Raw genomic sequence first — 25,478 nt, 5'->3', positions numbered from 1 at the left:
GCTTATCCGCGTGCACTTTGTGAGTCGGTTAACACCCCTTGGAGTGGCACAAAAGGGCAACCATGCGTTAACGTTGTAGTCACGAACGCGCCGAGAGGTGCTTTCGAACCAGGGGACGCTGGTGCGCTAGATCGCCTTCGGGCGTGACAGATACGGCGGTTCGATTCCGTCGGTCTCCACCACTGAAACCCCGGACCCAAACGGTCCGGGGTTTTCTCATGCCCAATTGTGAGCGTGGGAACAAAGGGCAATCCCTGCTCAGACCCCCGCACGGTGCGTAGGCTTGTGCCATGGCTGAAGATAAGAAAGCTCAGATTGGTGTCACCGGCCTCGCGGTGATGGGCGCGAACCTTGCCCGCAATTTTGCTCGCCACGGCTACACCGTGGCCCTCCACAACCGTTCCGTGGGTAAGACGGACGCTCTCATCAAGGAACATGGTTCCGAGGGCGATTTCATCCGTACGGAAACCATGCAGGAACTCGTGGATTCCCTGGAGCGACCCCGTCGCATCCTGGTGATGGTCAAGGCCGGCGAGCCCGTGGATTCCGTGATCGAACAGCTCACCCCGCTGCTCGACGAAGGCGACATCATCATTGATGGCGGCAACTCCTACTTCCAGGACACGCGCCGTCGTGAGCGTGAATGCGCGGAGAACGGCCTGCACTTCGTGGGGATTGGCGTCTCCGGCGGTGAAGAGGGTGCCCTGAACGGCCCGTCCATCATGCCCGGTGGTTCCGAGGAGTCCTACAAGACCCTGGGCCCCATGCTCGAGGACATTTCCGCCAAGGCCAACGATGGCAAGCCGTGCTGCGCGTGGATCGACACGGACGGTGCCGGACACTTCGTCAAGATGGTCCACAACGGCATCGAGTACGCGGATATGCAGGTCATCGGCGAGGCCCACGAGTTGTTGCGTTCGGTGGCCGGCCTGGAACCCGCTGAGCAGGCGGTCGTGTTCGATGAATGGAACAAGACCGAGCTTTCCTCCTACCTCATCGAGATCACCGCTCACGTGCTGCGCCAGGTGGATTCCAAGACGGGCAAACCGTTCATCGACATCATTGCGGACGCCGCCGGCCAGAAAGGCACCGGTCGCTGGACCGTGCAAGAGGCTCTCGAGTTGGGCTCCCCGGTCACGGCCATTGCCGAGTCAGTGTTCGCCCGCGCGCTCTCATCCTCCGAGCCGGAGATGCGCCGCGAAGCTCAGGAAACCCTGCCCGCAGGAATCGGTGACACCACCGAGGACGTGGTCAAGGATCCCGAGTTCGTGGAAGACGTCCGCAAGGCGCTCTACGCATCCAAGCTGGTCTCCTACGCCCAGGGCCTGGACATGCTGACCATGGCCGGCCGCGAGTACGGCTGGGACCTGAACCTCGCGACCATCGCGAGTCTGTGGCGCGAAGGCTGCATCATTCGCGCCGAGTTGCTCAACGTGATCATGGAGGCCTACGCGGGGGACAAGGATCCGCTGAACCTGCTGTTCGCTCCCGAGTTCGTCGCAGCCATGGAAGACTGCCTGCCCGCATGGCGCCGCGTGGTCGCTCGCGCGGTCGAGCGCGGCATCCCGGCCCCGGTCTTCTCCTCGGCGCTGGCCTATTACGACGCGCTGCGCCGCCCGCGCCTCAACGCCGCCCTCACCCAGGGCCTGCGCGATTACTTCGGCGCGCACACCTACAAGCGCGTGGACGATCCCGAGAGCTCGTTCCACGTCCTGTGGAGCGGCGATCGTTCAGAGGTCGTCTCCTGATTCGTACGCAGTAGAACCAACGACGACGCCGCGGGCCACCTTTCGTACGAAAGGTGGCCCGCGGCGTCGGAATACCGGGAAAAACTAGTGCATCAGATCCACATTGCGGGATCGATGTAGCTGGAAGGGTCCACCAGGGGCTCCTGCTTCTCGGGAGTCCGCTGGCGAATCTTGCCCGGGATGCCCGTGACGATCGAATCCTCGGGAACGTCCTTGACGACCACGGCGTTCGCTCCCACGGCCGAATCCGCGCCCACGACCAGGGGGCCGAGAATCTTGGCACCCGCGCCGATGGTCACGCGGTCGCCAATGGTGGGGTGGCGCTTGACCGGTTCCAGGGAGCGGCCACCCAGGGTGACACCGTGGTAAATCATGACGTCTTCACCGATCTCGGCGGTCTCACCGATCACCACACCCATGCCGTGGTCGATGAAGAAGCGCCGTCCGATCGTGGCACCCGGGTGGATCTCCACACCCGTAGCCCACCGGGCTGCCTGGGACACCGTGCGAGCCAGCAGACGCTTATTGGGGTCCTGCCACAGCATGTGTGAGAGCCGGTGCGCCCAGATGGCGTGCAGCCCCGAATAGTTCAGCGCGACCTCCACATTGGAACGCGCCGCGGGATCGTGGCTGCGGGCAGTTTCGAGATCTTCCTTGAGTCTGCGCCAAAAGCTCACGTGTCCGTACCTCTTCTGCTCCGCCCCGTGTCAGGGCCCAATGATCTCGTGATGTAGCTGACGCCGGGGCGTCCTTCGTGCCAACGCTACAGAACCTTCATGCTATTCCCGCCCGACCCTGGGCACGAGTTTGCACAGGTCATGACGGGGAGGATGCGAAAACACACGCGCGGCAGCGACCTTGTGGGCCGCCCGCCGCGCGTGTGTTTTCAAATCATGCGAAGTGGGGTCGAATCAGCCGCGGATGTCTTCGTAGAGGATGGTGGAGATGTAGCGCTCACCGAAGTCGCACACGACCGCCACGATCAACTTGTCGCGGTTCTCTTCCTTTGCGGCTTCCTCAAGGGCGGCCCACACGATGGCTCCGGACGAGATGCCGCCCAGGATGCCTTCTCGGGAACCCAGATCACGAGCGGTGGACACGGAGTCTTCCACGGTGACGTCGTAGACGTCGTCGTAGATGTCGCGGTCGAGGATGTCGGGAATGAAGTTTGCGCCGAGACCCTGGATCTTGTGGGGACCGGCCTTGCCCTCGGTCAGTAGCGGGGAATCGGCGGGCTCAACCGCTACCAGACGGATGTCAGGCTTCTGCTCGCGCAAGTATTTACCTGCTCCGGAAATGGTCCCGCCGGTTCCGATGCCAGCCACGAACACGTCCACCTGGCCTGAGGTATCTTCCCAGATTTCCGGGCCGGTGGTGCCGTAGTGGACATCCACGTTCGCGGGATTGGCGAACTGACGGGCCAGCACAGCGTTGTCCGAGGCATCGACAATCTCCTGGGCCTTGTCCACAGCACCGCGCATACCTTCGGCACCCGGGGTCAGCACGATCTCCGCACCGTAAGCGCGCAGCATGACGCGACGCTCGGTGGACATGGTCTCGGGCATGGTCAGGATGACCTTGTAACCGCGGGCCGCGCCCACCATGGCCAGGGCGATACCGGTGTTACCGGAAGTGCCTTCCACCACGGTGCCGCCGGGCTTGAGTTCACCGGAGGCCTCGGCGGCGTCGATGATGGCCTTACCGATCCGGTCCTTGACCGAGTTGGCGGGGTTGTAGAACTCGAGCTTGACGGCAACGTTGCCGGGAAGGTCCTTGTCCAGCTGGTTCAAGCGGACCAGGGGAGTGCCGCCGACGATCTCGGTGACGTTGTCATAAATCTTGCCCATGGATGTTCTCTCCTGTCGTAGATTCGTGCTCGGAGGTGTGTCAGCACAGAACTGATTTTCAGCCTAGCGCCGGTGTTGGGTGGATCTCAGTGAGTTAGCCATACAGCGTAATCTTTGCGGACCTTGGCCAGCTTGGGGTTGATGATCACCTGGCAGTAGCCGTTGAACGGCTGGTTGCCGTAGAAGTCCTGGTGGAAATCCTCGGCCTCCCACAGCTTCTGCGGTTCCTCGATGGTCGTGACGATCGGGTCCTGGAACAGCGGCTGTGCCTTGTTGATGGCCTGTTCGAACAGTGTGCGCTGCTGCTCGTTGGCGGGGAACATTGCGGAGCGGTACTGCGTGCCAACGTCGTAACCTTGCCGATTCAACGTGGTCGGATCGTGACCGGTGAAGAACAGGTCCAGGATCACGTCAGCCGGAACGATCATGGGGTCGAAGGTGACCACCACGGCTTCAGCGTGACCTGTGGTGCCGGAGCACACGGATTCGTAATCGGGGTGTTCGGTCTGGCCTCCGGTGTACACACTGCGGACATCCAGCACACCGCGAACACGGCGGTAGACGGCATCCAGGCACCAGAAGCAACCGCCGGCGAGCACAAAGGTTTCGGTTGAGGAAGAACTCATAGTCCATATAACGCGCAAACCGCCGCACAATTCCCGCGCCGGAAGTTGCCGTCGCTCCTAGGATGGTTCCATGACGTCTGAGGCTCAATCGCAGGACCGTACGATTCCCACGCTTGCCCAGGTGGTGGCCGCTGCGGATTCACTGTGGCCGTTCCGGCTCCAGGAGGACTGGGACGCGTCCGGCTTGGTCACGGGCCGTCCTGATCAGCCCGTGCGACGCATCCAATTTGCGGTGGATCCGGTCGCCGCGGTGGCCGAAGAGGCCATCGCCCTCGACGCCGATCTGCTGATCACCCATCACCCCCTGCTCATCCGCGGGGTCACCTCCGTTGCGGCCGAGGGTTTCAAGGGCAAGGTCATCCACGACCTGATCGAGAACCGCTGTGCACTCCTGGCCTGCCACACCAACGCGGATTCCGCCCGTCGAGGCGTATCAGACGCCTTGATCGCTGCGGCGGGGGTCAATCCCGACGACGCCGCACCGCTCGTCCCGGACGCCACGGACCCGAACGCGGGGCTGGGTCGAGTGGGCACCCTGACTCGTAGCGTCACGCTACGAGAATTGGCCCAACGCCTGGCGACGAACATCCCCGGTACTGCCCAGGGGCTGCGCATCGCCGGTGATCCGGACCGAATGGTCACCACCATCGCAGTGTGTGGTGGCTCCGGCGACTCGCTCTTCCACACGGTGCGATCCTCCGGTGCGGACGTGTACGTCACCGCCGACCTGCGTCATCACCCCGCATCCGAGGCTCGCGAACAGGCCCTGGGACCGGGGGAGAAGGGCACACCGGCACTGATCGACGCCGCCCACTCCGCGAGCGAGGCTCTGTGGCTTCCGTGGGGAGCCGAAGACCTGCAGCGAGCGCTCGCCGCCCAGGGACTTGACGTAGAGGTGTACGTCAGCGACCTGCGCACCGACCCGTGGGATTTCCGCGTAGCCTCACCCGACTCCGATTCAACGCCGAATCTCACTTCAGGAGAGACCTCATGACCGAGCAACATCCTGCCTTGACCGCGCTCTTGGGCCTGCAAACGGTGGACTCCGAACTGCACGGAATCATGGTCAAAGCAAAGTCCCTGCAAGAATCCGAGCATGTGAAAGCGCTATTGGCACGCCGCACCCAGGCTATTGAGGCGGCCAAGCAATTGGACGCCCGAGGCAAGGAGGCTGCGAGCGGCGTCGACACCGCGGAGGCCAAGGTGCGGGAGATCCAGGTCAAGATCGACCGGGACACCGAGCGACTGAATCACGGTGGCACCGCCAAGGACCTGATGGGGATTCAGCACGAGATCGACACGCTCACCAAGCAGCGCGGCGAGGCCGAGAACGCCCAGTACCAAGCAATGGAGCACGCAGAGGCCGTCGCTGCGGACCGGGAACAGAAACTGCCCCTGCTGCGGGCCGCGGATGCGCAGGCCAAGGAGGCCGTCGCGCAGCGGGACCAAGACCTCGCCGCGTTGAAGGAACGCCACCAGGAGCTCACCGCGCAACGACCCGGACGGGTGAGCGCGGTGGGCGATGACGCCCTGGTCAAGCGATATGACTCGCTGCGCAACGCGCGGGGCGGTGGTCGAATCGCCGTCGCGCGCTTCGAACGTGACACCTGCGGAGCGTGTGGTACGCACATGAGCCCGGGGGATGCAGAAACCATCGCCCATACTCCGGCGGGCAGCATTCCCACCTGTATTGAGTGTTCCGCGCTGTTGGTCCGGTGAGGCCGTTCGATCCGGCGTGAATCGGGGGACGCGCACGGCGCGGTAGGATCGACGCTGGACAGGCGGGCCGGGTGACCGCGCGGCGCATCGAAAGGCGCGTCTCGAGGAAAGTCCGGGCTCCGCAGAGCTGGATGGTGGGTAACGCCCACTCGGGGAAACCCGCAGGACAGTGCCACAGAAAATAGACCGCCCGCCTCGAGCGGGTCAGGGTGAAAAGGTGGTGTAAGAGACCACCAGCGTGCCGGGTGACCGGTGCGGCTTGGTAAACCCCATCCGGAGCAAGGCCATGCAGGGTGCGTTCGAGGGCTGCTCGCCCGAGCGCCCGGGTAGGCTGCTTGAGCCGTGCGGCAACGCACGGCCTAGATGGATGGTCACCACCGCGGCTCGGGTAACCGGCCGCGGCACAGAACCCGGCTCATAGGCCCGCCTGTCCCCTAGACTTCTGGGGTGCTGATTCTGCTACCCCCATCCGAGTCCAAGACCGCTCCCGTCAGCGGCGATCCCGTGTCATTGGACACACTGAGCTTTCCCGAACTGACAAAAGACCGCGACCACTTGGCAACCACGCTGGCTCGCGTCAGCGGGCAGAAGAACGCGCTGTCCGTCCTGGGCGTGGGGGAGTCCTTGGCTACCGACGTCGCTCGCAACCGTGAGCTTCCCACCGCACCAACCGCGCCGGCACTGTCCGTGTACTCCGGGGTGCTTTATGACGCCCTCGACGCTGATTCTCTCTCCGCGGCCGCACACGAGGTTGCGGAACGGTCGCTGATGGTGATTTCCGCCTTGTGGGGTGCGGTACGGCCGAGCGATCACATTCCCGCGTACCGCCTGTCGATGGGCACGGATCTGCCCCGGCACGGGAAACTCAATACGTGGTGGAAACCGCGGCTGTCCCCGGTGTTGGATCGAGTGGCAACCGATCAGGTCATTGTGGATTGCCGGTCTGCCGCCTACGCCGCGGCGTGGAAGGCGCCCGCGGCGGAGACCATTGCGGTGCGCGTCGAACAGCTCAACGAGGCGGGCAAACGCTCCGTGGTCTCCCACAACGCGAAGTACACACGGGGTCTGGTGGCCCGGTTCCTGTGTGAGTACGAGGCCGAGCACGGCGCGTTCGAAACCGTGCATGCCGTTCGGGATGCCCTGAGTAAGCGCTGGAGGGTCGAACTGACCGAGCCCACCGCGCGCAAGGCCGGAACGCTCACCGTGGTACTGGATCCCCCGACCGTGTAACGGCCATGGGCCGCGCAATCCAGGACTGCGTTGACCCGGGACCCGATGAACGGGTGCCCGATTCGAGTCAGTTCCCTGTGATCAGTGACCGAACGGGTCCTCGTCCTCACCGGGTAGCCAGGTGGAATCGGTGGACCAAGCTTCGTTCTTGATGGCCTTCTTGGCTTTTTTGCCCCATCTGGTGTTGAGACGGTCCACGTAGAGCTTGCCGTCCAGGTGGTCGTACTCGTGTTGCATCACGCGAGCGAACCAGCCGTTGGCCTCGAATCCGACGGGGTCGCCGTTCTCGTCCTGGCCCGCAATGCGAACCCAGTCCGCGCGCTTCAAGGGCCATGAATAACCGGGCACGGACAGACAACCCTCGGCTTCTTCATCCGGGTCCGGGGCGAGCTCGGAGATCTTTCCCGTGGTGAGCACCGGGTTCACGAGCACGCCGCGAGGTGCCACGCCGTCCTCGTTGTCGAAGACGTAGGTGAAGATGCGTAGCCCCACGCCGATCTGGGGAGCAGCAAGGCCTACTCCGTGAGCCGCGTCCATGGTCTCGTACATGTCCGCTATCAGCTCGCGCAGTTCGTCATTGAACTCGGTGACCTTCGCCGCTGGGCGGTGAAGCACCGGATTCCCGGTCATGACGATGGGGCGAATGGCCATACTGATGTTCCTCACGCGGTGCAATCGGGGGCGGGTGATCCGCACGTCAATATATCGCGAGACCGGGCATGTCACGGGATGCTCCTTCGTCCGGCTAACATTAAGCCCGCTGAATATCTCCCCCACAGGGGTGTGGTGTCGTGCGCGCTCTACGGGCTGAACTGGCCGGTGGGCCAAATTGTCTGAACCTAAGGAGGAACGTCCGAGTGAGGGTTGCGTCAGCACCGCACGGACACGTGTACATCCAACACCTGGCCGACCCCGACACCTCGGACGGCGTCTATCGACTTCCCGACCCCACACCGGAGCGCTCCGTTCCCGGTGCGCCCTGGTGGCCCCTGGTCATGTTGGACGTGGAATGGATCAACGAACACGCCCACCAGTTCGATGTCTTTCATTTGCATTTCGGCTTTGATGCCGTGGCCCCAGCGGAGCTCGAACGCATTGTGTCCGCGTTGCACGCCCACGCCAAGCCGTTCGTCTACACGGTCCATGATCTGCGCAATCCTCACCAGGTGGATCCCGCAATTCAGGATGCGGCCCTCGACGTCCTGATTCCCCAAGCGGACCAGCTCATCACCCTCACCCGGGGTGCGGCGGACGAGATCGAGCGGCGCTGGGGTCGAACGGCCACGGTGATCCCGCATCCGCACATCGTGCCCCTCGACCTGCTGGATCGACCGCGGCCCGAACACCGCTGCGTGACCGTGGGTTTGCACCTCAAAAGCATGCGCACCAACATGAATCCGATGCCGGTGCTTCGAACCCTGTTGGACGAGATTCGCGACCGGGACATGAACCTGCTCATTGACGTTCACACGGATGTGGTGCGCTCCGAGGGGACCCACTACAACGCCGAGGTCGCGCAGCTCTTACGGACCGTGCAGGAACGTGAAGATGTCCGAGTACACGTTCACGACTTCTACACCGATGACGATCTGTGGGACTACATTGCCGGACTGGATCTATCCGTATTGGCGTATCGGTTCGGGACTCATTCGGGCTGGCTCGAAGCTTGCTACGACCTGGGTACCCGCGTGCTGGCACCGTCGGTGGGGTTCTACCACCAGCAGCATCCGGGTGTCTTGAGCTTCGACTGGACTGACGAAGGTCAGCCGGAGGCGGGTCAGATAGCCGCGGCATTGGACGAGGTCGAGAAACTGGGGCCGTGGCGGGCAACCCGCGAGGAACGCATGGCGCAGCGACGAGAGATCGCTCGCGCACACGACGAGATTTATCGAACAGCAGTGGCGGGGAGACCTTCATGAAAATTGCTTTGCTCGCACACGACCGATTCCCGATCGCAGCCCCCTTTGCCGGTGGGCTGGAATCTTTCACGTGGTACCTGGCCAAGGGACTGCGCGAACGAGGGATCGACGTGGTGGTCTTTGCCGCGCCCGGCAGCGATCCGGCCCTGGAAGCCGAAGAATTGGCCGTGGAACCGGTCTCGCTCAGTGAACAGGCTCGCAACGACGTGTCGATGCCACCCGAGGGGCAAGTGCGGGAGACCATTTCCTACCTGCAGGTGATGACCGCACTGGCACAGCGCGATGACATTGACGTGGTCCACAACAACTCGCTCCACTACCTGCCCATCGCCATGGCCCAATCACTCAGGCAGCCCTTCCTCACGACACTCCACACGCCCAACACCCCGTGGATGGAACCGGCCCTGCGGTTGAGCCCGGGTGTCACGACTGCCGCCGTGAGTTCATCGATCGCCCACATGTGGCGCGATGTCACCGCCGCGCGCGTGATTCCCAACGGTGTGGACCTGGATCATTGGTCCCTGGGACCGGGCGGGGATTCGCTGGTCTGGTCCGGGCGTATCGTTCCGGAGAAGGCCCCCCACCTTGCCGCGATGATCGCCCGGGAAGCCGGATGGAAACTGCGCATCGCGGGACCACTCTCCAACCAGGAGTACTACGAATCACAGTTGAAGCCGCTGCTGTCGGAGGACATCACCTACGCGGGGCACCTGGAACCGGATGAACTACATCACCTGGTCTCCCACAGTGCGGCGTGCTTGGTGACTCCGCAGTGGGAAGAACCCTACGGGCTGGTCGCCGCGGAAAGCATGGCATGCGGTACTCCGGTGCTGGCGATTGCTCGCGGTGGCCTCGCTGAAGTGGTGCAGGCACCGGGTGGTCGGTCCGTGCTCCCCGAGGCCACCGAGGAGCAGACCGTCACCGCGGCCGCCCGCGCCCTCGACGGCGTGGTGGCCATGGATCGCGCCACGGTACGCGAGCACGCTCGCGCTCGGTGTTCCTTGGACGCCACCGTGGATCAGTACGTGGACCTGTACCGGGAGCTGGTTGCCCGATGATCGGGTACTACATTCACCATCAGGGACTGGGCCACCGGACTCGCGCGACGGGAATCGCTCGTCAACTTGAGGTCCCCGTAATCGGATTCAGTTCCTTGACGGCCCCGGAGAATTGGCCCGGTCAATGGTGCACCCTGCCCATGGACGTTCCCCGTAGGCCGGTGGATCCCACGGCGAACGGCGTCATGCACTGGGCGCCGTTGGACCACGCCGGTTACCGCGAACGTATGCGATTGATGGCCGAGTACCTCGGGTCCGAGCTCTCGGTCATGGTCACGGACACCTCCGCCGAGGTGACACTCCTCGCCCGGCTTTTCGGCGTTCGCACGGTGGTCATGGCCATGCGCGGCAATCGTACGGACCGTACGCACCGTGACGCCTACGACGCCGCGTCCATGATCGTGGCCCCGTGGACGGCGGAGTCGGCCGAGGACTATTGGCCGCGCGAGTGGACCGAGAAAACCGTGTTCGCGGGCGCTATCTCGCGGTTCGATCACCTCGCGGTCACGCCGGTAGCAACCACTGACGACGTCGCCCGGTCCGATTCCCGGCGCAAGGTCCTGGTGGTCTGGGGCGGCGGCGGCACCGACGTCACCGATAGCGACATCGACCGGGCGCGGCTGGCCACGCCGGACTGGGACTGGACCGTGCGCAGCCCTGCCAACCCGTCACCGGACCTGTGGGCCGACCTGCAAGCGGCAGATGTGGTGGTCAGCCACGCCGGGAACAACGCCGTGGCAGAGCTCTCCGCGGCGGCCCGGCCCGCAGTGGTCATCGCACAGCCGCGGCCCTTCGACGAACAGCACGCAACCGCTCGCGCGCTCGAGAAGGCCGGGGTGTGCACCGCGCTGGATCACTGGCCGGAGCCGGATGAGTGGCACAGCCTCCTGGAGAACGCGCGGGAACGCGGAGGTTCCGGCTGGGCACGCTGGCGCTATGACTGCGGAGCGCGCCGCGCGGCCCAGGCTATTGAACGACTCGACGATGTGGCGTTGACGTGCGAACCGCGCTGATCACGATCGTCCGCGGTCGCCACGAGCACCTCCGACGACAGTTGAGATGGGTGTCACGGTTGGCGCCCCAGCCGGAGTTCCACGTGGTGGTGAGCATGGGCGATCCCAAGATCTCTGGCCTGGTGGCCGAGAACAAGAACGGCCGCGGCGTCGTCGTCGCGATGGAGCCCACCGAAGAACTTCACCTCGCGGTGGCGCGGAACGCGGGCGTGGCCAAGGCAGCGGAACTCGGTGCGGACGCCGTAGTGCTGCTGGACGTGGATTGTTTACCGGATCGCGACCTGATCGGCGACTACGCGGGCGCGTTGGCAGAGACCGGGACACGCACCGCCGTGATCAGCGGCCGGGTCAAGTACCTACCTGAAGGCATGACCGAGGCCGACTACACCGCCAGCGGCGTAGCGGAATTGGGCCGGGACCACCCGGCGCGGCGGATCCCACCAGGCGACTCCTTGGAACCTGCCGATCCCCGAATGCTGTGGTCGCTCAATATCGCCTCCACGGTCGAGAGCTGGAACCGGATCGGCGGGTTCGATGAGGCCTATGTGGGGTACGGGGGAGAGGACACGGACTTCGGCCAGCGCTTGGCCGCGGCCGGAGGGACCATGTGGTGGAGTGGCCGGGCCTGCGCCTACCACCAGTACCACCCCACGGTGACTCCGCCGGTCCAGCACGCGGCGTCCATTGCCCGCAACGCCAACATCTTCCGCGAGAAGTGGGGATTCGACCCTATGGAGGGCTGGCTGAATGACATGCTCGACACGGGGCACCTAACGCATGAAGCCGGTCATTGGCGGGCTGCGGATCAACCGCGATAGCACTTAAGGAGCACTTGCCACTAAGGTCGTTCACGTGGAAGATCAGTCTGCTGCAATTACCCTCGCGCTCGTGAACGACTACCCGGTGGTCATTCAGGGTGTGGCGCGAATGCTCCAAAACCATGACCGACTCGTGGTGAACGAGTTGGACTCCGGCGAAATCCCAGGTCACGCTGTGGACCTCGTGCTGTTCGATGCGTTCGCCGCTCGTGACCGCGGCGAGTACGACGTGTCACGGTTGCTTGAGGACGTGCAGAACCGGAAATTGGTCATCTACACCTGGAACGTAGCCGAGGATCAGGTGCACAAAGCTCTGGCCCTGGGGGTCCACGGGTATTTGTCGAAAGAACTTACGGCCGATCAGTTGGCAGAAGCGCTGGTCAGAATCCACGAAGGCGAACGCGTGGTCATGCCGGAACCGACGAACGAAGACATCGAGATCGCCGACTGGCCGGGACGACACGCCGGACTGTCACCCCGCGAAGCAGAGGTCGTAGCTCTGATCACACAGGGTGCCACCAACGATGAAATCGCCCGCACGTGTTATTTGAGCATCAACTCCGTCAAGTCCTACATCCGGTCCGCGTATCGCAAGATGGGCGTCGAGCGGCGCAGCCAAGCGGTGCTCTGGGGCGTGCAGAACGGCATGCAGCCCAAGGTCGCGCGTTCCTGATTTCACCCTTGAGGTGGTGGAAGCACTCAGATTGACCGGGCAGAATAGTCATATGACTGATCAATTTGCTGCAGACAAAGCCGCCCGTGAACTCGCCGGAGAAGAAGGCGGATTCCCAACGCAGGAACAAGCCCCTCCCGGTCTGACCACCGATATGACCCCGCTGCCCGACCACGGTGAAGAAAGCTGGGTCGGCCGCGGTCGGCTCGAAGGTATGAAGGCGCTGATCACCGGAGGCGATTCCGGTATCGGTCGCGCCGTCGCCATTGCCTACGCGCGAGAGGGCGCGGATGTTGCCATCAACTACCTCGCCGAGGAACAGTCCGACGCCGAGGACACCAAGCAGTGGATCGAGAAGGCTGGCCGCAAGGCCGTGTTGTTGCCCGCAGATCTGCGTGATGAGCAGGCAGCGCGCGGTGTCGTTGACGATGCAGCATCCCAGCTGGGTGGCCTGGACATCGTAGTCAACAACGCCGGTTTCCAGTGGGCTCGCCGCGACGGTGGTCTGCAGGGTCTGAAGACCGAAGAAATGGACCGTGTGTTCAAGACCAACCTGTACGCCCTGTTCTGGGTGTCTCAGCAGGCGTTGAAGTACCTGAAGGACGGCTCGAGCATCATCAACGTGAGCTCCATCCAGGCCTACGATCCCTCGGAGAACCTGATCGACTACGCCTCGACCAAGGCCGCGATCAACAACTTCACTGTCAACCTGGCCAACGAGATCGGTGAAAAGGGTATCCGCGTCAACGCCGTGGCACCGGGCCCCATTTGGACTCCGCTCCAGCCCGCGACCAAGGCCGGCGAGTCGATGCCCGCTTTCGGCGGAGACACCGCTCTGGGGCGTGCGGGTCAGCCGTCCGAACTGGCCGGCGCGTTCGTGTTCCTGGCCAGCCCGGCTGAGGCCTCCTACGTGTCCGGCACCGTGATCGGTGTCACCGGAGGCAAGCCGGTCTTCTAAACTGACCGGACACGTTCTCAGCTCCCTGACCAAGGACTGAACTGATGATCAAGAAGCCGGTGGTATCCCTTCTCGTGGCTGCGCTCGTTCTGAGCGGCTGCGGCCCACTCACGGGAGGGGAGCCACCGGCTTCTCCCATGCCCCATGATGGAACGGATGACACGGGGTACCGCCCGCTCGGCGACGCGAACACCGTCGTCAACGACCTGGAAGCGCCGTGGTCCGTGACGTTCCTCGAGGACGCCCCGCTGATCAGCGAACGGGACAGCGGCCGCATTCTGGAAATCTTGCCGGACGGCGGAAGCCGGACCGTGGGGGAACAGCCTGAAGTAATGGCCGGGGGAGAATGCGGACTCTTGGGGCTGACGGCCGGCCCCAACGGTGACCTGTATTCCTACGCCACCACGGGCAACGGCAACAGAGTGACTCGGTGGACGGTCACGGGCGAGCGAGGGTCGCTGATTCTCGGCGAGAGTGAGGTCATCCTGGACGACCTCCCGTCGGCGGGCGTCCACAACGGCGGGCGCATCAAGTTCGGACCGGACGACATGCTCTTCGTCGCGGTCGGGGACGCAGGGGAGCGCGGCGAAGCCCAGGACCCGAACTCGATGGCCGGCAAGATCCTGCGCCTGATGCCGGACGGTACCGTTCCCGACGACAACCCCCACGAAAGTTCGCCCGTGTACAGCCTGGGTCACCGCAACGTGCAGGGCATCGACTGGGCAGAGGACGGCACCATGTTCGCCAGCGAGTTCGGAGCGAACACGTGGGACGAACTGAATGTGATCGAGCCCGGCGCCAACTATGGGTGGCCAGAGGTAGAAGGCATCGCGGAGCGGGACGAGTTCGTGGACCCCGTGCAGCAATGGGAGACCAGCGAGGCGAGCCCGAGCGGTATGTCACGGGTGGGGGACACGCTGTACATCGCCAACCTGCGCGGACGGGTGCTGCGCGCCGTGCCCGTTAACTCCCCGGACACCTCGACCGACTACTTTCAGGACGCGTACGGCCGCCTGCGCGATGCCGTGCCCGGACCGAACGGCACCTTGTGGCTGCTGACCAACAACACGGATGGGCGCGGTCAACCGCAGGACGGTGATGACCGACTCCTAGAAGTGGACCTGCCCTGACTATGACCAACTCCGGCGCCCTGCAACGACGACTCGGTCTGGGCGACGCGGTCGCTATCGGTCTGGGATCAATGATCGGCGCCGGCGTGTTCGCCGCCTTTGCGCCGGCTGCCGCGGCGGCCGGTTCGGGACTGCTCATCGGCCTGGCCCTTGCGGCAGTAGTTGCCTACTGCAACGCGACCTCCTCCGCGCAACTCGCCGCGCAGTATCCAACGTCCGGCGGCACCTACGTCTACGGGCGCGAGCAACTCGGGTCGTGGGCCGGCTTCATGGCCGGTTGGTGTTTCGTGATCGGCAAGACCGCCAGCTGCGCGGCCATGGCGCTCACCTTCGCCGCGTACGCGGCGCCGGCAGGGTGGGAACGGCCCGTGGCGGCGCTCGCGGTGGCCGCATTGGTTGCGGTCAACTACTTCGGGGTCACGCGCACCGCGGGACTCACCAAGATCATCGTCTCGATCGTGCTCGTGGTCCTGGCTCTCGTGGTGGTCGCCGGATTGGTTTCCGGCGAGGCGGATGCATCCCGACTGACCGGCGACGGCGCCCCCTCCGGGTTCTACGGCATCCTGCAGTCCGCGGGGCTGCTGTTCTTCGCATTCGCCGGTTACGCGCGCATCGCCACCATGGGTGAAGAAGTCCGCGACCCGTCCCGCACCATTCCCCGTGCAATCCTCGTTGCCCTGTTCGGCGCGCTCGCGGTCTACGCGGTCATCGCGGTGGTCGCCCTCTCGACCCTGGGCGCCTCACACCTCGCAACCACGACGACGCCGCTCGCGGACGTCGCCGCGGCCGGCGGCTGGGAGTGGACGAGCGTCGTCGTCCGTATTGGTGCGGCGGCCGCGGCCCTGGGTGCGTTGCTGGCGTTGATCGCCGGAATTGGCCGCACGAGTCTGGCCATGGCCCGCAACCGTGACCTACCGGCGTGGCTGTCCGCGGTGCACCCCGTGCACAGCGTTCCGTATCGTGCGGAACTGGTTCTGGGCGCGGTGGTGATCGTCTTGGTGCTGACGATGGACCTGCGCGGGGCGATTGGTTTCTCGTCCTTCGGGGTGTTGCTGTATTACTTCGTGGCCAACGTCTCCGCCTACACCCAGGGTCGTGAGGCGCGGATGTATCCCACGATCGTGCAGATCATCGGCGCGCTGTTGTGTCTGGTGTTGGTGGCGACCTTGCCGATCGCATCCATCATCGGAGGAGTCATTCTGGTCGCCGCTGGGATCTTGTACCGGGTGGTGTTGGTGCGCCGTCGTGGATCGGAACAGAACGGGTCGTGACCACCCGCTTGAGGAGGGAACACCGCGCTTCGCGGAAGGTGACCGGAGCGGCGTCGAAAGCTGCTGTGCCGCTCGTACTCTTGCGGCGGCCGACGGAGAGGTACGTCATGCCCAATCTGGGTAGAAAACCGTAGGAGCATTTGCTAATTTTTGGATTGGAGCCCGGCAGCAGGGCTCGCGGACGAGGGAGCAGTACCCGCACCACGACAAGACTGACTCAGAAAGACGCATGTCATGGCGTGGATCATTCTTGTTCTGTCTGGAATGCTCGAAGCGGTCTGGGCGGCCGCTCTTGGAGCATCGCACGGATTCAAACGTAAAATCCCGACCCTCTTTTTTGCCGTCAGCATGGCCCTCAGCATGGCCGGTCTCGCGTGGGCGATGACGTCTCTGCCGACCGGTACGGCTTACGCAGTCTGGGTAGGAATTGGCGCAACTCTCACCGTGATCTGGGGCTTCGTGAAGGGCTATGAAAGTCCAACGACCGCACGGGTGCTACTGCTCGTGCTGTTGGTCAGCTCCGTGATCGGCCTGAAGGTGGTGAGCTGACATGCCATGGATCGTGCTTCTGATCAGCGCCGTCTTTGAAGCCGTGTGGGCCACCGCGCTCGGTGAATCCAACGGCCTGAGTGAGCTCGCACCCAGCATCGTGTTCTTCGCAGCACTCGCCGTGAGCATGGCGGGACTCGGCTGGGCTGCCAAACACATTCCCATCGGAACCGCGTATGCCGTGTGGACCGGCATCGGCGCCGCGTTGACGGTGGTCTACGCGATGGCGACCGGCACCGAGAGCGTTTCGCTCGGGAAGATCATCTTCATTTCCGGCATTATCGCCGCGGTGGTCGGTCTCAAGCTCGTGCCGAGCAAGCCCGGTAAGGCAGCGACCCCCGCACCGGGTACGGCCTCGTCGACCACTCACTGACCAACAAAAGAACCCGGTGTCACGCAGACTAGGCGTGACACCGGGTTCTTTGCTGACCTCGCGCGGGCCTTATCCGCGTTCGTTGTTCTTGCGAGCCGCCTTGGAACCCAAGGTGGTGAGTACTTTCACGACCTTCGAGTTAAGGCCCGACGCCGCCTCGCGGCCTTCCCGGAGATCCGACTGTTCCGGACGTGCTCCCGGAAGCAGCCGGTTGGCAATGCCCATTGCTCGCGTGGTCAGCCCCGGTGCGAGACCGTGGACCCGATGCGCGACCTTGGGCAGCCAGCCGACCAGAACTGTGGGTTTGCCGGCCAGTACGCCGTCAACGATGATTCGGGCTGCACGTTCCGCGTTCATGGACAGCACTGGCAAAGACGCAGCGGGGCCGAACCACGCGTACTCCTTCTCCGACTGACCCGTGAAAAAGGCCCGTTCATGGGACCCGGTGCGCATGAGGCCGGGTGCGATCGTGGTGGCCGTTACCCCGGAACCAGCCAACGCCACGGCGAGGCCTTCGCTGAATCCCACGGCACCGAACTTGGCGGTCGCGTAGGGGAGCAGATGAGGCGGGGACACCAGCCCGCCGACGGAGGCCACGGTTCCGATCCGTCCGGAGCGCCTACCCCTCATGCTCGGTAGCACTGCCAGAGCGCAGTGAATCGGGCCGTACGTCATGGTGTCGATGGCGTCCCGGAAATGTTCGAGGGTGACGGCTTCGAGCGGGCCGGTCTGGATGATCCCGGCCACGGTGATGAGAACGTCAATGGGGCCCAGATCTCGTTCGACGTCGTGCACCAGGCCTTGGACCGCCTCGGTATCGCGAACGTCGCAGACGTAGTCCTTGACTGTGCCGTGTTCGGACAGCTGGTCACGAGCGCGAGCGAGCTCGGCGTCGTCTCTCGCTGCGATGGCCACGGCAAAACCACGGTCCAGGAGTTCGCGGCTGACGAGCAGACCGAGTCCTCGCGATCCGCCGGGCACGAGTGCAGTCTTCAGTGTGCTTACCATGGGGCCAGTCTATGGGAGACGACCGATCATGTAAGGACTTCGCTCACAGGGAACTTTCGCTGAGGTGTTGCAAAGGCGACTGATGATCAGTTAACTGGCCGTCATGCGTGCACTTACTTGGCAAGGCCTCGGCGACGTCCGAGTCGAATTCGTTCCCGACCCCGTCATCCAGCACCCCAAGGATGCAATCGTCCGGGTCACCTCCACTGCGATCTGCGGTTCGGACCTGCATCTCTACGGAGTGCTGGGCCCGTATCTCTCGCCCGGCGATGTGCTCGGTCACGAGTTCATGGGCATCGTGGAAGAAGTAGGGGAGCAGGTCACCAACCTCAAACCGGGGGACCGCGTGGTGGTCCCCTTCACCATTGGGTGCGGCGAATGCTGGATGTGCGACCGTGGGCTTTACGCACAGTGCGAGACCACTCAGGTGAAGTCCAAGAACAAGGGAGCCATGCTGTTCGGCTTCTCGTCCCTCTACGGCTCCGTACCCGGTGGCCAGGCAGAAATGGTGCGTGTTCCCCACGCAGACTTCGGGCCGGTCAAGCTTCCCGAGACGTACTCCGATGAGCGGTTCCTCTACCTCAGCGACATCCTGCCCACCGCGTGGCAGGGCGTGAAGTGGGCCAATGTGGGCCCCGGTGACACCTTGGCCGTCATTGGTCTGGGGCCTGTGGGACAGATGGCCGTTCGTTCCGCCAAGCACATGGGCGTGGATCGGATCATTGGCGTGGATCTCGTGGACGAGCGCCTCGAACTGGCCCAGTCATGGGGCGTTGAAACCGTGGACCGGCGTACAGTCAAGGACATTGCCGCAACACTTCAAGAAATGACGGACGGCAGGGGGCCGGACGGCGTCGTCGATGCCGTGGGCATGGAAGCGCACGGTAACCCCATCTCCGAAAAAATCATCGCCGGGGCTGCAAGACTCCCCAAGCCACTGGGTCGTGCGGCAATCGAGAATGTTGGCATCGACCGGCTCGAGGTGTTGCACACCGCGATCAATGCGGTGCGGCGCGGCGGTACCGTGTCGCTGTCGGGCGTGTACGGGGGCATGGCTGATCCCATGCCTCTGATGACCATGTTCGACAAGGGCATCACCATGCGCATGGGGCAATGTCACGTGAAGCAGTGGACCGATGACCTCTTAGCCATTGCCTCCGAACCCGATGACACTTTGGGCCTGGATCACTTCGCAACTCACAGGGTGTCCCTGGAGGATGCCCCCGAGGCCTACAAGATGTTCCAGGAGAAGAGCGACGGGTGCATCAAGGTGGTGCTCAAGCCGTAAACGGGATCAGTTCCGCTGTGCTGTCGGTGCGGGCTGGATGTTGAACATCCAGTCCGTGCCGAAGCGGTCCACCACCATGCCGAAGGCCCCGCCCCACGGTGCGTCGACCAGCGGCTGTGTCACAGTCCCGTCCGAGGATAGGCCGTCCCAAAAACTGCGGAGGGCTGCCTCATCGGTTCCGGTGAGCGCCAGCGAGACATTGGACTCGGTGTGTGCCGGTTCTGCATCCTCGAAACCGTCCGAGGCCATCAGGGTGAGGTGGTCCGTGTCGAGCTGCGCGTGCATGATCCTTTCGGCGTCCGGACCGAGCAGGTCAGACTGCATCTCACCCATTGTGGTCATCGTCAGCTGCCCGCCGAAGACACCGTGGTAGAACTCCATGGCCTCCTTGGCTTTGCCGTGGAAACGGAGATACGGGTTGAGCTTGAAAGACATGGGAACTCCTGACTGCTGGAGGTAGCTACGGGGATCGGCGATGCTCGCGGCCCCCACCGCCATGTGTGCCTTGAGTCTAACCGGCACAATTTCAGCCGCGCAGAATGCATTTCAGAATCAGCAGGGTCCGTAGAACTGGATGTTCCTCAACTGAATGAATTGCACGCCGTAGTAGGAGCCGCGCTGTCCATAAGTGACCGTGGTGGGGAACTTCGTGAAAGAGAAGTTATCGGTGACCTTGGTGGATGCAGACACCTGGTTATTACCGGTCACGTAAAAAGTCGTGCCGCTCGTCGCGTTCAAGCCGGTGTTCGTGCCCCCGGTCCGCGTGGCGGAACTGGAGAACGTCACCTGGTCCCAGTACTGCCGCCAGTTCGCGGGTGTGACACCGGTGGCTTGAGAGCTGATATCGACCACGGTCATTGAACCTCCGCCAATACTCTCACTGGGAATGGTCTGGCCGGTCCTCTGGTCGGTGATGGTGAAGTTGACGGTTTGAGAGGAACTCGCCCTCGTGGCCGAGCAAGTGTTTGCTCCCGTTGCGTACTGTGCCAGCATGAGGCCGTTTTGCTGGAAACTAGAGTTGATCGTGCTGTAGGAACCGCAACTTGACGACGCACCTCGAGCGAACATGTCGTTGGTCATGTTGACGGGCGTGCCTGTGGTGCCATTCATGGTGCTTGAAGCCGTAAAGGTGAGGACACGACCTGTCCTCTGATTTCTGGCTACGTAAGTTTGCGTGCCCGACGTCGTGTTCACAGAGGACATGTCAACCGTGTACAAACAATCGGGCGGAGACGCCGCGAACGCCGGGGCCGCACTCGCGGCAATGATAGTGGGCGTGGCCCACGCGACACCCTTGGCAATCGATCTGCGTGAGATCTGCGGTTCAGTCTGCGTGTTCATGCTCTCCCTCATGTAAGCGCTTTAGGGGACAAATGTCCCCAACTACATATTCAACACGCTAGAAGCGGGATTTGGCCACTCCCAAGACGCCAGTGACCACATGGCCTGGGTGGCCGCGTTTATAACGTTCGAGTGAGCACGAGCGACGTCGGTTCAGGCGACGATCAGACAGGCAACCACGAAGACCATTTGGACCAGAACTCGTAAGGACAGCTTCATGCTGGATAGACCCGTGTTGTTCTGAGCGGCCCGAATGTTGGCCGGGAACATCGCCACGAAGAGCAGAGCCAGACAGATGGCCGCGACAGTTCGAGTCACGGGTACATGGAGTCCGATGGCGCCAAGTATCTCCAGGACGCCGGTAAACGTTACCCACACTCTCGGGCGCCCCAGTGCCCACGGAACCATCTCGATCAGAGCATTCCGGCGAGGCTGAAAAAAGTGCGCGCTCGCGGTGAAAAGCAGCATGACGGATAGCCCGACAGCCAGGGCGTTAGGCCATGCGAAGAGGTATTCCACGTCGAAGAGAATGCCGAACTGACGCGCGCCGATAGTTGTGAGGACGAGCACGATTAATGGGAACAACGGACTTGTTCCTTTCTCGGCGAGACGCGCGAGTGCGAGTCTCGAGGCGCCGTCGTCAGCTGGATAGCAGACCTGCCATACGGAGCAGAGCGGGGAGAAACACCAGGATGCTCCCGAGCATCAGGGGCGCGCCGAGAATGCCCAGCACGACCGCGAAAGTCCTCAGGCTGGTTCGTCGTTTGTAGGAGACGGCGAGAATCCCGAATCCGGTGCCTGCCGCACTGAATGCGAGCACATAGCCCACTGAGCCGAGAGTGAGCTTGGACGGGTCTCCCATTATTCCGACCAGCATGGTGATGATTTGAACGAGGCTGCCCACAACGTAAATACCGATGGTGGCGAAGGCCGCCCAGAGCGTCATGCCGACAAGCGTGGCCGTGCGGGCTGAACGGGGCTGCCGTATGGCGAGTAGTGCAACGGCGATGCCCAGAACTTTGACGGCCACGACGTACCAGTTCACAACGGACAGGGCGGCGGCGTCGGCTGCATGGGGGCCTTGGGCGAAGTAGTCACTGGATTCGAACCAAATGGTGATGACTGCGAACGCTGCGCACCAGAGGGCGATGAGAATACCAATGACTTTGATGAACGGTGTTGCGGGTGGTGCCAAGGGCTTGAGAGCGGCTATCGAGACAGGTCCCATGACGGGTCCTTCCGCAAGGCAGTAATGAGTGAGCGTAAGAGCCGCTTACTGGAATGAATAATCTAGAGCATAGATTCTAGATGTTTGGTTCGTCAAGGGGTACGCTTGCGCCATGGCCTTGGCAAAATTCACTACTGACGGCATTTTGGACGCCGCTGCGGAGGAAGTTCGCAATCACGGGTCAGCAGTGCGAATCGCCAGCATCGCCGCCAGAGTGGGCGCGCCGACCGGGTCGATCTATCACCGCTTCGGTTCCCGAGAAGAGTTGTTGGTCCATTTGTGGCTCCGAAGTGTGCGCCGCTTTCACGAGGTATATCTGGCGGCCGGGCGCAGCGAGGACCCGGAGAAGGCCCTCCTGGGAATGGCTGAGAGCGTGGTGACTTTCACTCGCGATCATCCGCAGGATGCGGCATCGATGGCGCTGTTCCGGCAAAAACGGTTGGTTGAGAACACCCCGGACTCTTGCAGGGAGGCGGTTGCTCACATCAACGACGAGATCCATGAACGATTGAGTGAACTCGCTCAGCTTCGATACGGACGAGTCACGGAAAAACGCAGGCAACTCGTCAGGATCGCCGCCGCAGACGGGCCCTATGGTTTCGTGCGTCCTTACTTGTGGGACACCGTTCCCGAATGGCTACCCGCCGTGGTCGTTGCCAGTTCTACCGCGGTATTGGCACTCGGGGACTGAGCCTGATGGCCGCCGTGATCGTCCTTTTGGCAACCATCTTCAATACGGTGGTGATCACGGTCATCGCCCGGAGATTGCTGGGAGTTGCGGTGGGATGGCCTCGAACCCTGTTCCTCTCAGCGATAGCCACCCTCGCGGCTTTCTCACCTTTGGGGCAAATCCTGGAATGGATCGGCATCCAAACCGTGGAGAACGGCGTGACCCACCCGCTCGCCGCGACCATGGTGGCCTTACTCTACGGGGCCTGGGTGTTGGTGTTCCTGATCAGCATCCTGGCAGTTGCCGAGGCAGTGTTCCCAACCGGGTCGGTAGCAGGGCCCGTTGAATTGATCCGGGGGTTGCCCGGTTGGTTACGCCGTGTTCGGCGGTATCTGAGCATCCTCAGCATTGCGGCTCGCCACGGCTTGATCCGTTTCCTTTCACGCTCTGCTCCGGCCGTGGCGGGAGGCTCGAGGACCCGGCGTGACACCGCCACCTCACTGAGGGAGGCACTGACCGAGGGTGGCGTGACCTTCATCAAGCTCGGTCAGTCGTTGGCGTCCAGACCGGACCTGCTGCCTCGGCGGTATATCGAAGAACTTTCGCGCTTGCACAGCCAGGTCCCCCAGAACCATGGCCGGCGGTTCACCGCACTCTCCGCGAGGAGTTAGGCAGAGAACCGGGCGAGGTATTCGCAGACGTCGATCCGCTGCCCCTGGCGGCGGCCTCCGTGGGACAAGTGCACACCGCAACTCTTGTGAGCGGGGAACCGGTGGTCGTCAAGATTCAACGGACGGGAGCCCATGGCCTGGTTCGCAGTGACCTGGACATCATCAACCATCTGGCCGCACTGACTGAGCGCCGCGCCGCGTGGGCACGCAGGTTGGGAACAAAAGACCTGGCCGCTGGTTTCCACCGCTCCCTCGACGAAGAACTTGACTACCGAGTCGAACTCCACAATCCGACGACGCTGCGCGGGAGTGACATGGTGGTCATTCCCAGGGCTTTTCCGGACCAGTCAACCCATCGCGTCCTGACCATGGAACAACTCCATGGCGTTCCCCTCACGAGTGCGGCACAGGAGATCGCCGACCTGAGCCCCGAAATCAGAGTCGAGTTGGCGGAGTCGCTCGTCGACGTGGTGATGCAACAGATTTTCGTGGATGGCATCTTTCACGCGGACCTCCATGGCGGCAACGTCCTGCTCTTGACAGATGGGCGTCTCGGGCTCCTCGATTTCGGGTCTGTGGGCCGCATGGACCGAGGACTGCGGACTGCTTTGGTGTCGCTACTGCTGTCCATCAACCGGCAGGACGGCGCCGCGGCGGCAAAACGACTCACAGCGCTGCTGGAAGCACCCGAAGACATGAACATGGCATTGTTGAAACGCCAGATGGCCGACCTGGTCATGAGAGTCGGGGGTATCCCCGTTGATGAATTGCTGGGGCAACTTTTCACCATCGCTCTCGACCATCGACTGCGTGTTCCACCGCCGCTTGCCGCGGCGTTTCGTGCGATCAGTTCGTTGGAAGGCACTCTGCGGCTCCTCAGCCCCTCTATCGATGTGGTCGGCTTGGTACGTGATCGTGCTGGAATTGTGGTGCGCGCTGGATTCAATCGGGAGAATCTGGTCGAACAAGCACACGAGCAACTCGTCACCGTGGCCAGCTTGGCGCAAGGGTTGCCCGAACACGTACGGTCCATCATTGATCGTGTCGATCGATCGAACCTCGGGGTGCGGATGAGCCTGGTTTCGGACACGCACGGCGAGCGGTTTCTCAGTGGGCTGGTCCAGCAACTCGTGCTGGCCGTACTCACGGCGACATTCGCAGCATGTGGCACGGCTCTGGTGCTCAGCGACATGGGGCCATTGTTAGCACCGCGGCTACAACTCGTGACCTATGCGGGTCTCGTCCTGCTCCTCTTCGCTTTCACGCTCGGCAGCAGACTCATCGCGTTGGCATTCCGCGGTCGCTACGAAACGGCAGAGGCACTGATCCATGACCGCTAACACACCGGGCGTCCGTGGTTCAGGGGAGCCGTGATCTCCCAAGAACTCGAGCGTGAGGGCTAGGGTTGCACCATGACGACACTAAGTTTGGTTACTTCCGCTCCTCGCAAGGGCGTTGACCTCGCTATCCGCGGGTACCAGCGGTATCTGTCTCCGCGTAAGGGATTCAGCTGCGCCTACCTCGTGGCTCGAGGCCAAGACTCCTGCTCAGGGGTGATCCGAAACATCATTGCCGAGCGCGGGGTGATGCGCGGTGTTGTCCCGACCATGATCCAGTTCGCCGCGTGCTATCAAGCCGCGATGATGCTCGGGAGGGAGCGCCCCCGAGTAAACGGCGTCTGCTGCTGCGGAGGCATCCCCATTCCGATCCGGTTCTAAATACGTAGCGTCGTAGACAACAATCCGGCCGCGATCCTGGACTATGGGCGTATTGGATTCAAGGCCACTGGACAGCGTGATCCCGTCCGCGACAATCAATACGAGATCCGGATGACCAAATCGCTGTGAAGAAAAGATGGTCGAAAAATCTTCTGAGGAGGATGTCGAAAACCGTATTGGTCATTCGACATAGGTGTGCACAGCATCTCACCAACAATCAACAGGAGTGATCACGATGCCGCGATTCATGGGATTCGTCAGGATGGAAGAGAACATTGGAACACCTCCGCAGGCGTTGTTCGACGCAATGGATGAACACATCGGCGAACGGGTGGCCAACGGCGTGTTTCTCGACGGGGGTGGGCTGTACGGCACGGAGGATGCGGTGAACTTCGTCGTGCGGAACGGCGAGATCAGCCGGGTCGACGGGCCGTACGCGGAAGTCAAAGAGGTTGTCGGTGGTTGGTCCATCCTGCAATACGACTCGCTTGAGGAAGCAGTGGCCGATCAGGAGAAGTTCGCTGAGCTGCACGCGAAGTACTGGCCCGAGGTCACCGTCATCACTACCATGCGCCAGATCTCCACAGGCCCGGAGGAATCCGGCGACTGACTCGCCTTCATT

29 protein-coding genes, 1 tRNA gene, 1 other RNA gene, 1 pseudogene and 1 riboswitch are annotated in these 25,478 nt (G+C 62.9%); of the genes and pseudogenes, 23 read left to right on the top strand and 9 right to left on the bottom strand.

The window, feature by feature from the left end; all coding sequences use genetic code 11:
• Positions 1-111: 111 nt before the first annotated feature.
• Positions 112-182: transfer RNA gene (locus EWV37_RS15485), tRNA-OTHER, on the top strand.
• A 108-nt stretch (positions 183-290) separates the two neighbouring features.
• Positions 291-1,748: an NADP-dependent phosphogluconate dehydrogenase gene (gene gndA / locus EWV37_RS08575; protein ID WP_095798411.1), complete on the top strand. Its 1,458-nt coding sequence runs from the start codon at positions 291-293 to the stop codon at positions 1,746-1,748.
• Positions 1,749-1,840: 92 nt separating this feature from the next.
• Here gndA and epsC read toward each other — a convergent pair whose 3' ends face one another.
• The 3 genes from epsC to msrA form a co-directional block, all read right to left on the bottom strand.
• Positions 1,841-2,425, bottom strand: a complete 585-nt coding sequence (gene epsC / locus EWV37_RS08570; RefSeq protein ID WP_095798412.1) for a serine O-acetyltransferase EpsC — start codon at positions 2,423-2,425, stop codon at positions 1,841-1,843.
• A gap of 234 nt (positions 2,426-2,659) precedes the next feature.
• Positions 2,660-3,595, bottom strand: coding sequence for a cysteine synthase A (cysK, locus tag EWV37_RS08565; RefSeq protein ID WP_095798413.1), 936 nt, complete (start codon positions 3,593-3,595; stop codon positions 2,660-2,662).
• An 86-nt stretch (positions 3,596-3,681) separates the two neighbouring features.
• On the bottom strand, positions 3,682-4,221 hold the full coding sequence (msrA, locus tag EWV37_RS08560) for a peptide-methionine (S)-S-oxide reductase MsrA (RefSeq protein ID WP_129701041.1): 540 nt from the start codon (positions 4,219-4,221) through the stop codon (positions 3,682-3,684).
• A gap of 70 nt (positions 4,222-4,291) precedes the next feature.
• On the opposite strand from msrA, the gene EWV37_RS08555 reads away from it, so the two are divergent.
• The 4 genes from EWV37_RS08555 (at position 4,292) to EWV37_RS08540 (ending at position 7,170) form a co-directional block, all read left to right on the top strand.
• A complete protein-coding gene (locus EWV37_RS08555; RefSeq protein ID WP_193554311.1) occupies positions 4,292-5,215 on the top strand; it encodes a Nif3-like dinuclear metal center hexameric protein in 924 nt (307 codons plus the stop codon).
• Positions 5,212-5,940, top strand: coding sequence for a zinc ribbon domain-containing protein (locus EWV37_RS08550; protein ID WP_129701039.1), 729 nt, complete (start codon positions 5,212-5,214; stop codon positions 5,938-5,940). The genes EWV37_RS08555 and EWV37_RS08550 overlap by 4 nt, the downstream gene beginning before the upstream one ends.
• Before the next feature lie 59 nt (positions 5,941-5,999).
• An RNA gene (gene rnpB, locus EWV37_RS08545) (RNase P RNA component class A) lies at positions 6,000-6,374 on the top strand.
• Between the two features lie 13 nt (positions 6,375-6,387).
• Positions 6,388-7,170 carry a YaaA family protein gene (locus tag EWV37_RS08540; RefSeq protein WP_129701037.1) on the top strand — a complete coding sequence of 261 codons (783 nt, stop codon included), beginning with the start codon at positions 6,388-6,390 and terminating at the stop codon, positions 7,168-7,170.
• 81 nt (positions 7,171-7,251) lie between these two features.
• On the opposite strand, the gene def is transcribed toward EWV37_RS08540, so the two are convergent.
• Entirely contained in the window at positions 7,252-7,821 is a 570-nt protein-coding gene (gene def, locus EWV37_RS08535) for a peptide deformylase (RefSeq protein ID WP_095798417.1), read from the bottom strand.
• 206 nt (positions 7,822-8,027) lie between these two features.
• Between def and EWV37_RS08530 the strand changes: the two genes are divergently transcribed.
• The 10 genes from EWV37_RS08530 to EWV37_RS08485 all read left to right on the top strand — a co-directional run bounded on the left by EWV37_RS08530 (position 8,028) and on the right by EWV37_RS08485 (position 16,932).
• Positions 8,028-9,089 carry a glycosyltransferase gene (locus EWV37_RS08530; RefSeq protein WP_095798418.1) on the top strand — a complete coding sequence of 354 codons (1,062 nt, stop codon included), beginning with the start codon at positions 8,028-8,030 and terminating at the stop codon, positions 9,087-9,089.
• Entirely contained in the window at positions 9,086-10,147 is a 1,062-nt protein-coding gene (locus tag EWV37_RS08525; RefSeq protein WP_095798419.1) for a glycosyltransferase family 4 protein, read from the top strand. The genes EWV37_RS08530 and EWV37_RS08525 overlap by 4 nt, the downstream gene beginning before the upstream one ends.
• Before the next feature lie 140 nt (positions 10,148-10,287).
• The gene (locus EWV37_RS08520; protein ID WP_238663175.1) at positions 10,288-11,160 is read left to right on the top strand and encodes a glycosyltransferase; all 873 of its coding nucleotides are present in this window, start codon (positions 10,288-10,290) and stop codon (positions 11,158-11,160) included.
• On the top strand, positions 11,145-11,978 hold the full coding sequence (locus EWV37_RS08515) for a glycosyltransferase family 2 protein (protein ID WP_095798421.1): 834 nt from the start codon (positions 11,145-11,147) through the stop codon (positions 11,976-11,978). The genes EWV37_RS08520 and EWV37_RS08515 overlap by 16 nt, the downstream gene beginning before the upstream one ends.
• A 34-nt stretch (positions 11,979-12,012) precedes the next feature.
• Positions 12,013-12,651, top strand: coding sequence for a response regulator transcription factor (locus tag EWV37_RS08510; protein ID WP_095798422.1), 639 nt, complete (start codon positions 12,013-12,015; stop codon positions 12,649-12,651).
• A gap of 52 nt (positions 12,652-12,703) precedes the next feature.
• Positions 12,704-13,609: an SDR family oxidoreductase gene (locus EWV37_RS08505; protein ID WP_129701033.1), complete on the top strand. Its 906-nt coding sequence runs from the start codon at positions 12,704-12,706 to the stop codon at positions 13,607-13,609.
• Positions 13,610-13,746: 137 nt separating this feature from the next.
• Positions 13,747-14,739 carry a PQQ-dependent sugar dehydrogenase gene (locus EWV37_RS08500; RefSeq protein WP_238663174.1) on the top strand — a complete coding sequence of 331 codons (993 nt, stop codon included), beginning with the start codon at positions 13,747-13,749 and terminating at the stop codon, positions 14,737-14,739.
• Between the two features lie 2 nt (positions 14,740-14,741).
• A complete protein-coding gene (locus EWV37_RS08495) occupies positions 14,742-16,010 on the top strand; it encodes an APC family permease (RefSeq protein ID WP_129701029.1) in 1,269 nt (422 codons plus the stop codon).
• Positions 16,011-16,165: 155 nt separating this feature from the next.
• Positions 16,166-16,232, top strand: a riboswitch (guanidine-III (ykkC-III) riboswitch).
• Positions 16,233-16,244: 12 nt separating this feature from the next.
• Positions 16,245-16,559, top strand: a complete 315-nt coding sequence (locus EWV37_RS08490) for a DMT family transporter (protein ID WP_129701027.1) — start codon at positions 16,245-16,247, stop codon at positions 16,557-16,559.
• A 1-nt stretch (position 16,560) separates the two neighbouring features.
• Positions 16,561-16,932: a DMT family transporter gene (locus EWV37_RS08485; RefSeq protein ID WP_129701025.1), complete on the top strand. Its 372-nt coding sequence runs from the start codon at positions 16,561-16,563 to the stop codon at positions 16,930-16,932.
• Between the two features lie 69 nt (positions 16,933-17,001).
• Here EWV37_RS08485 and EWV37_RS08480 read toward each other — a convergent pair whose 3' ends face one another.
• Positions 17,002-17,940, bottom strand: a complete 939-nt coding sequence (locus EWV37_RS08480; RefSeq protein WP_129701023.1) for an SDR family NAD(P)-dependent oxidoreductase — start codon at positions 17,938-17,940, stop codon at positions 17,002-17,004.
• A gap of 103 nt (positions 17,941-18,043) precedes the next feature.
• On the opposite strand from EWV37_RS08480, the gene EWV37_RS08475 reads away from it, so the two are divergent.
• Complete coding sequence (locus tag EWV37_RS08475) at positions 18,044-19,228, top strand: zinc-dependent alcohol dehydrogenase (protein ID WP_129701021.1); 1,185 nt, start codon at positions 18,044-18,046, stop codon at positions 19,226-19,228.
• Positions 19,229-19,234: 6 nt separating this feature from the next.
• Here EWV37_RS08475 and EWV37_RS08470 read toward each other — a convergent pair whose 3' ends face one another.
• Together EWV37_RS08470 and EWV37_RS08465 are read right to left on the bottom strand one after the other, a co-directional pair.
• Positions 19,235-19,663 carry a VOC family protein gene (locus tag EWV37_RS08470; protein WP_095798429.1) on the bottom strand — a complete coding sequence of 143 codons (429 nt, stop codon included), beginning with the start codon at positions 19,661-19,663 and terminating at the stop codon, positions 19,235-19,237.
• 117 nt (positions 19,664-19,780) lie between these two features.
• Positions 19,781-20,431 (bottom strand): hypothetical protein, encoded by a 651-nt coding sequence (locus tag EWV37_RS08465; protein ID WP_165189331.1) that lies wholly within the window; start codon positions 20,429-20,431, stop codon positions 19,781-19,783.
• On the opposite strand from EWV37_RS08465, the gene EWV37_RS15480 reads away from it, so the two are divergent.
• On the top strand, positions 20,430-20,585 hold the full coding sequence (locus EWV37_RS15480) for a hypothetical protein (RefSeq protein WP_165189328.1): 156 nt from the start codon (positions 20,430-20,432) through the stop codon (positions 20,583-20,585). The genes EWV37_RS08465 and EWV37_RS15480 overlap by 2 nt on opposite strands.
• Positions 20,586-20,722: 137 nt before the next feature.
• On the opposite strand, the gene EWV37_RS08460 is transcribed toward EWV37_RS15480, so the two are convergent.
• Positions 20,723-21,088 carry a DoxX family protein gene (locus EWV37_RS08460; RefSeq protein WP_259916490.1) on the bottom strand — a complete coding sequence of 122 codons (366 nt, stop codon included), beginning with the start codon at positions 21,086-21,088 and terminating at the stop codon, positions 20,723-20,725.
• Positions 21,089-21,209: 121 nt separating this feature from the next.
• Positions 21,210-21,797 carry a hypothetical protein gene (locus tag EWV37_RS08455; protein ID WP_129701015.1) on the bottom strand — a complete coding sequence of 196 codons (588 nt, stop codon included), beginning with the start codon at positions 21,795-21,797 and terminating at the stop codon, positions 21,210-21,212.
• 112 nt (positions 21,798-21,909) lie between these two features.
• On the opposite strand from EWV37_RS08455, the gene EWV37_RS08450 reads away from it, so the two are divergent.
• From EWV37_RS08450 to EWV37_RS08430, 5 genes and pseudogenes are all read left to right on the top strand, one after another.
• Complete coding sequence (locus tag EWV37_RS08450; RefSeq protein ID WP_095798435.1) at positions 21,910-22,488, top strand: TetR/AcrR family transcriptional regulator; 579 nt, start codon at positions 21,910-21,912, stop codon at positions 22,486-22,488.
• Positions 22,431-23,138 (top strand): hypothetical protein, encoded by a 708-nt coding sequence (locus EWV37_RS08445; RefSeq protein WP_129701013.1) that lies wholly within the window; start codon positions 22,431-22,433, stop codon positions 23,136-23,138. The genes EWV37_RS08450 and EWV37_RS08445 overlap by 58 nt, the downstream gene beginning before the upstream one ends.
• A gap of 11 nt (positions 23,139-23,149) precedes the next feature.
• Positions 23,150-24,478 (top strand): annotated as a pseudogene (locus EWV37_RS08440) (ABC1 kinase family protein); the annotation flags it as partial.
• 72 nt (positions 24,479-24,550) lie between these two features.
• Positions 24,551-24,856, top strand: coding sequence for a membrane protein insertion efficiency factor YidD (gene yidD, locus EWV37_RS08435; RefSeq protein ID WP_031272760.1), 306 nt, complete (start codon positions 24,551-24,553; stop codon positions 24,854-24,856).
• Between the two features lie 262 nt (positions 24,857-25,118).
• Complete coding sequence (locus EWV37_RS08430; RefSeq protein WP_238663173.1) at positions 25,119-25,466, top strand: YciI family protein; 348 nt, start codon at positions 25,119-25,121, stop codon at positions 25,464-25,466.
• Positions 25,467-25,478: the final 12 nt, after the last annotated feature.

This window comes from Kocuria carniphila (assembly GCF_004136555.1).
GTDB classification, from domain to species: domain Bacteria; phylum Actinomycetota; class Actinomycetes; order Actinomycetales; family Micrococcaceae; genus Kocuria; species Kocuria carniphila.
The sequence above is the reverse complement of the archived record's forward strand: the minus strand, read 5'-3'. Positions and strand labels throughout refer to the sequence as shown.

Bases quoted from the DNA above. Each gene is read 5' to 3' on its own strand.
- gndA (WP_095798411.1), top strand. From the start codon at position 291: ATGGCTGAAGATAAGAAAGCTCAGATTGGTGTCACCGGCCTCGCGGTG.
- cysK (WP_095798413.1), bottom strand. From the start codon at position 3,595: ATGGGCAAGATTTATGACAACGTCACCGAGATCGTCGGCGGCACTCCC.
- msrA (WP_129701041.1), bottom strand. From the start codon at position 4,221: ATGAGTTCTTCCTCAACCGAAACCTTTGTGCTCGCCGGCGGTTGCTTC.
- EWV37_RS08555 (WP_193554311.1), top strand. From the start codon at position 4,292: ATGACGTCTGAGGCTCAATCGCAGGACCGTACGATTCCCACGCTTGCC.
- EWV37_RS08550 (WP_129701039.1), top strand. From the start codon at position 5,212: ATGACCGAGCAACATCCTGCCTTGACCGCGCTCTTGGGCCTGCAAACG.
- def (WP_095798417.1), bottom strand. From the start codon at position 7,821: ATGGCCATTCGCCCCATCGTCATGACCGGGAATCCGGTGCTTCACCGC.
- EWV37_RS08525 (WP_095798419.1), top strand. From the start codon at position 9,086: ATGAAAATTGCTTTGCTCGCACACGACCGATTCCCGATCGCAGCCCCC.
- EWV37_RS08520 (WP_238663175.1), top strand. From the start codon at position 10,288: ATGGACGTTCCCCGTAGGCCGGTGGATCCCACGGCGAACGGCGTCATG.
- EWV37_RS08505 (WP_129701033.1), top strand. From the start codon at position 12,704: ATGACTGATCAATTTGCTGCAGACAAAGCCGCCCGTGAACTCGCCGGA.
- EWV37_RS08500 (WP_238663174.1), top strand. From the start codon at position 13,747: ATGCCCCATGATGGAACGGATGACACGGGGTACCGCCCGCTCGGCGAC.
- EWV37_RS08495 (WP_129701029.1), top strand. From the start codon at position 14,742: ATGACCAACTCCGGCGCCCTGCAACGACGACTCGGTCTGGGCGACGCG.
- EWV37_RS08490 (WP_129701027.1), top strand. From the start codon at position 16,245: ATGGCGTGGATCATTCTTGTTCTGTCTGGAATGCTCGAAGCGGTCTGG.
- EWV37_RS08485 (WP_129701025.1), top strand. From the start codon at position 16,561: ATGCCATGGATCGTGCTTCTGATCAGCGCCGTCTTTGAAGCCGTGTGG.
- EWV37_RS08480 (WP_129701023.1), bottom strand. From the start codon at position 17,940: ATGGTAAGCACACTGAAGACTGCACTCGTGCCCGGCGGATCGCGAGGA.
- EWV37_RS08475 (WP_129701021.1), top strand. From the start codon at position 18,044: ATGCGTGCACTTACTTGGCAAGGCCTCGGCGACGTCCGAGTCGAATTC.
- EWV37_RS08470 (WP_095798429.1), bottom strand. From the start codon at position 19,663: ATGTCTTTCAAGCTCAACCCGTATCTCCGTTTCCACGGCAAAGCCAAG.
- EWV37_RS15480 (WP_165189328.1), top strand. From the start codon at position 20,430: ATGTCAACCGTGTACAAACAATCGGGCGGAGACGCCGCGAACGCCGGG.
- EWV37_RS08465 (WP_165189331.1), bottom strand. From the start codon at position 20,431: ATGTCCTCTGTGAACACGACGTCGGGCACGCAAACTTACGTAGCCAGA.
- EWV37_RS08455 (WP_129701015.1), bottom strand. From the start codon at position 21,797: ATGGGACCTGTCTCGATAGCCGCTCTCAAGCCCTTGGCACCACCCGCA.
- EWV37_RS08450 (WP_095798435.1), top strand. From the start codon at position 21,910: ATGGCCTTGGCAAAATTCACTACTGACGGCATTTTGGACGCCGCTGCG.
- EWV37_RS08445 (WP_129701013.1), top strand. From the start codon at position 22,431: ATGGCTACCCGCCGTGGTCGTTGCCAGTTCTACCGCGGTATTGGCACT.
- yidD (WP_031272760.1), top strand. From the start codon at position 24,551: ATGACGACACTAAGTTTGGTTACTTCCGCTCCTCGCAAGGGCGTTGAC.
- EWV37_RS08430 (WP_238663173.1), top strand. From the start codon at position 25,119: ATGGAAGAGAACATTGGAACACCTCCGCAGGCGTTGTTCGACGCAATG.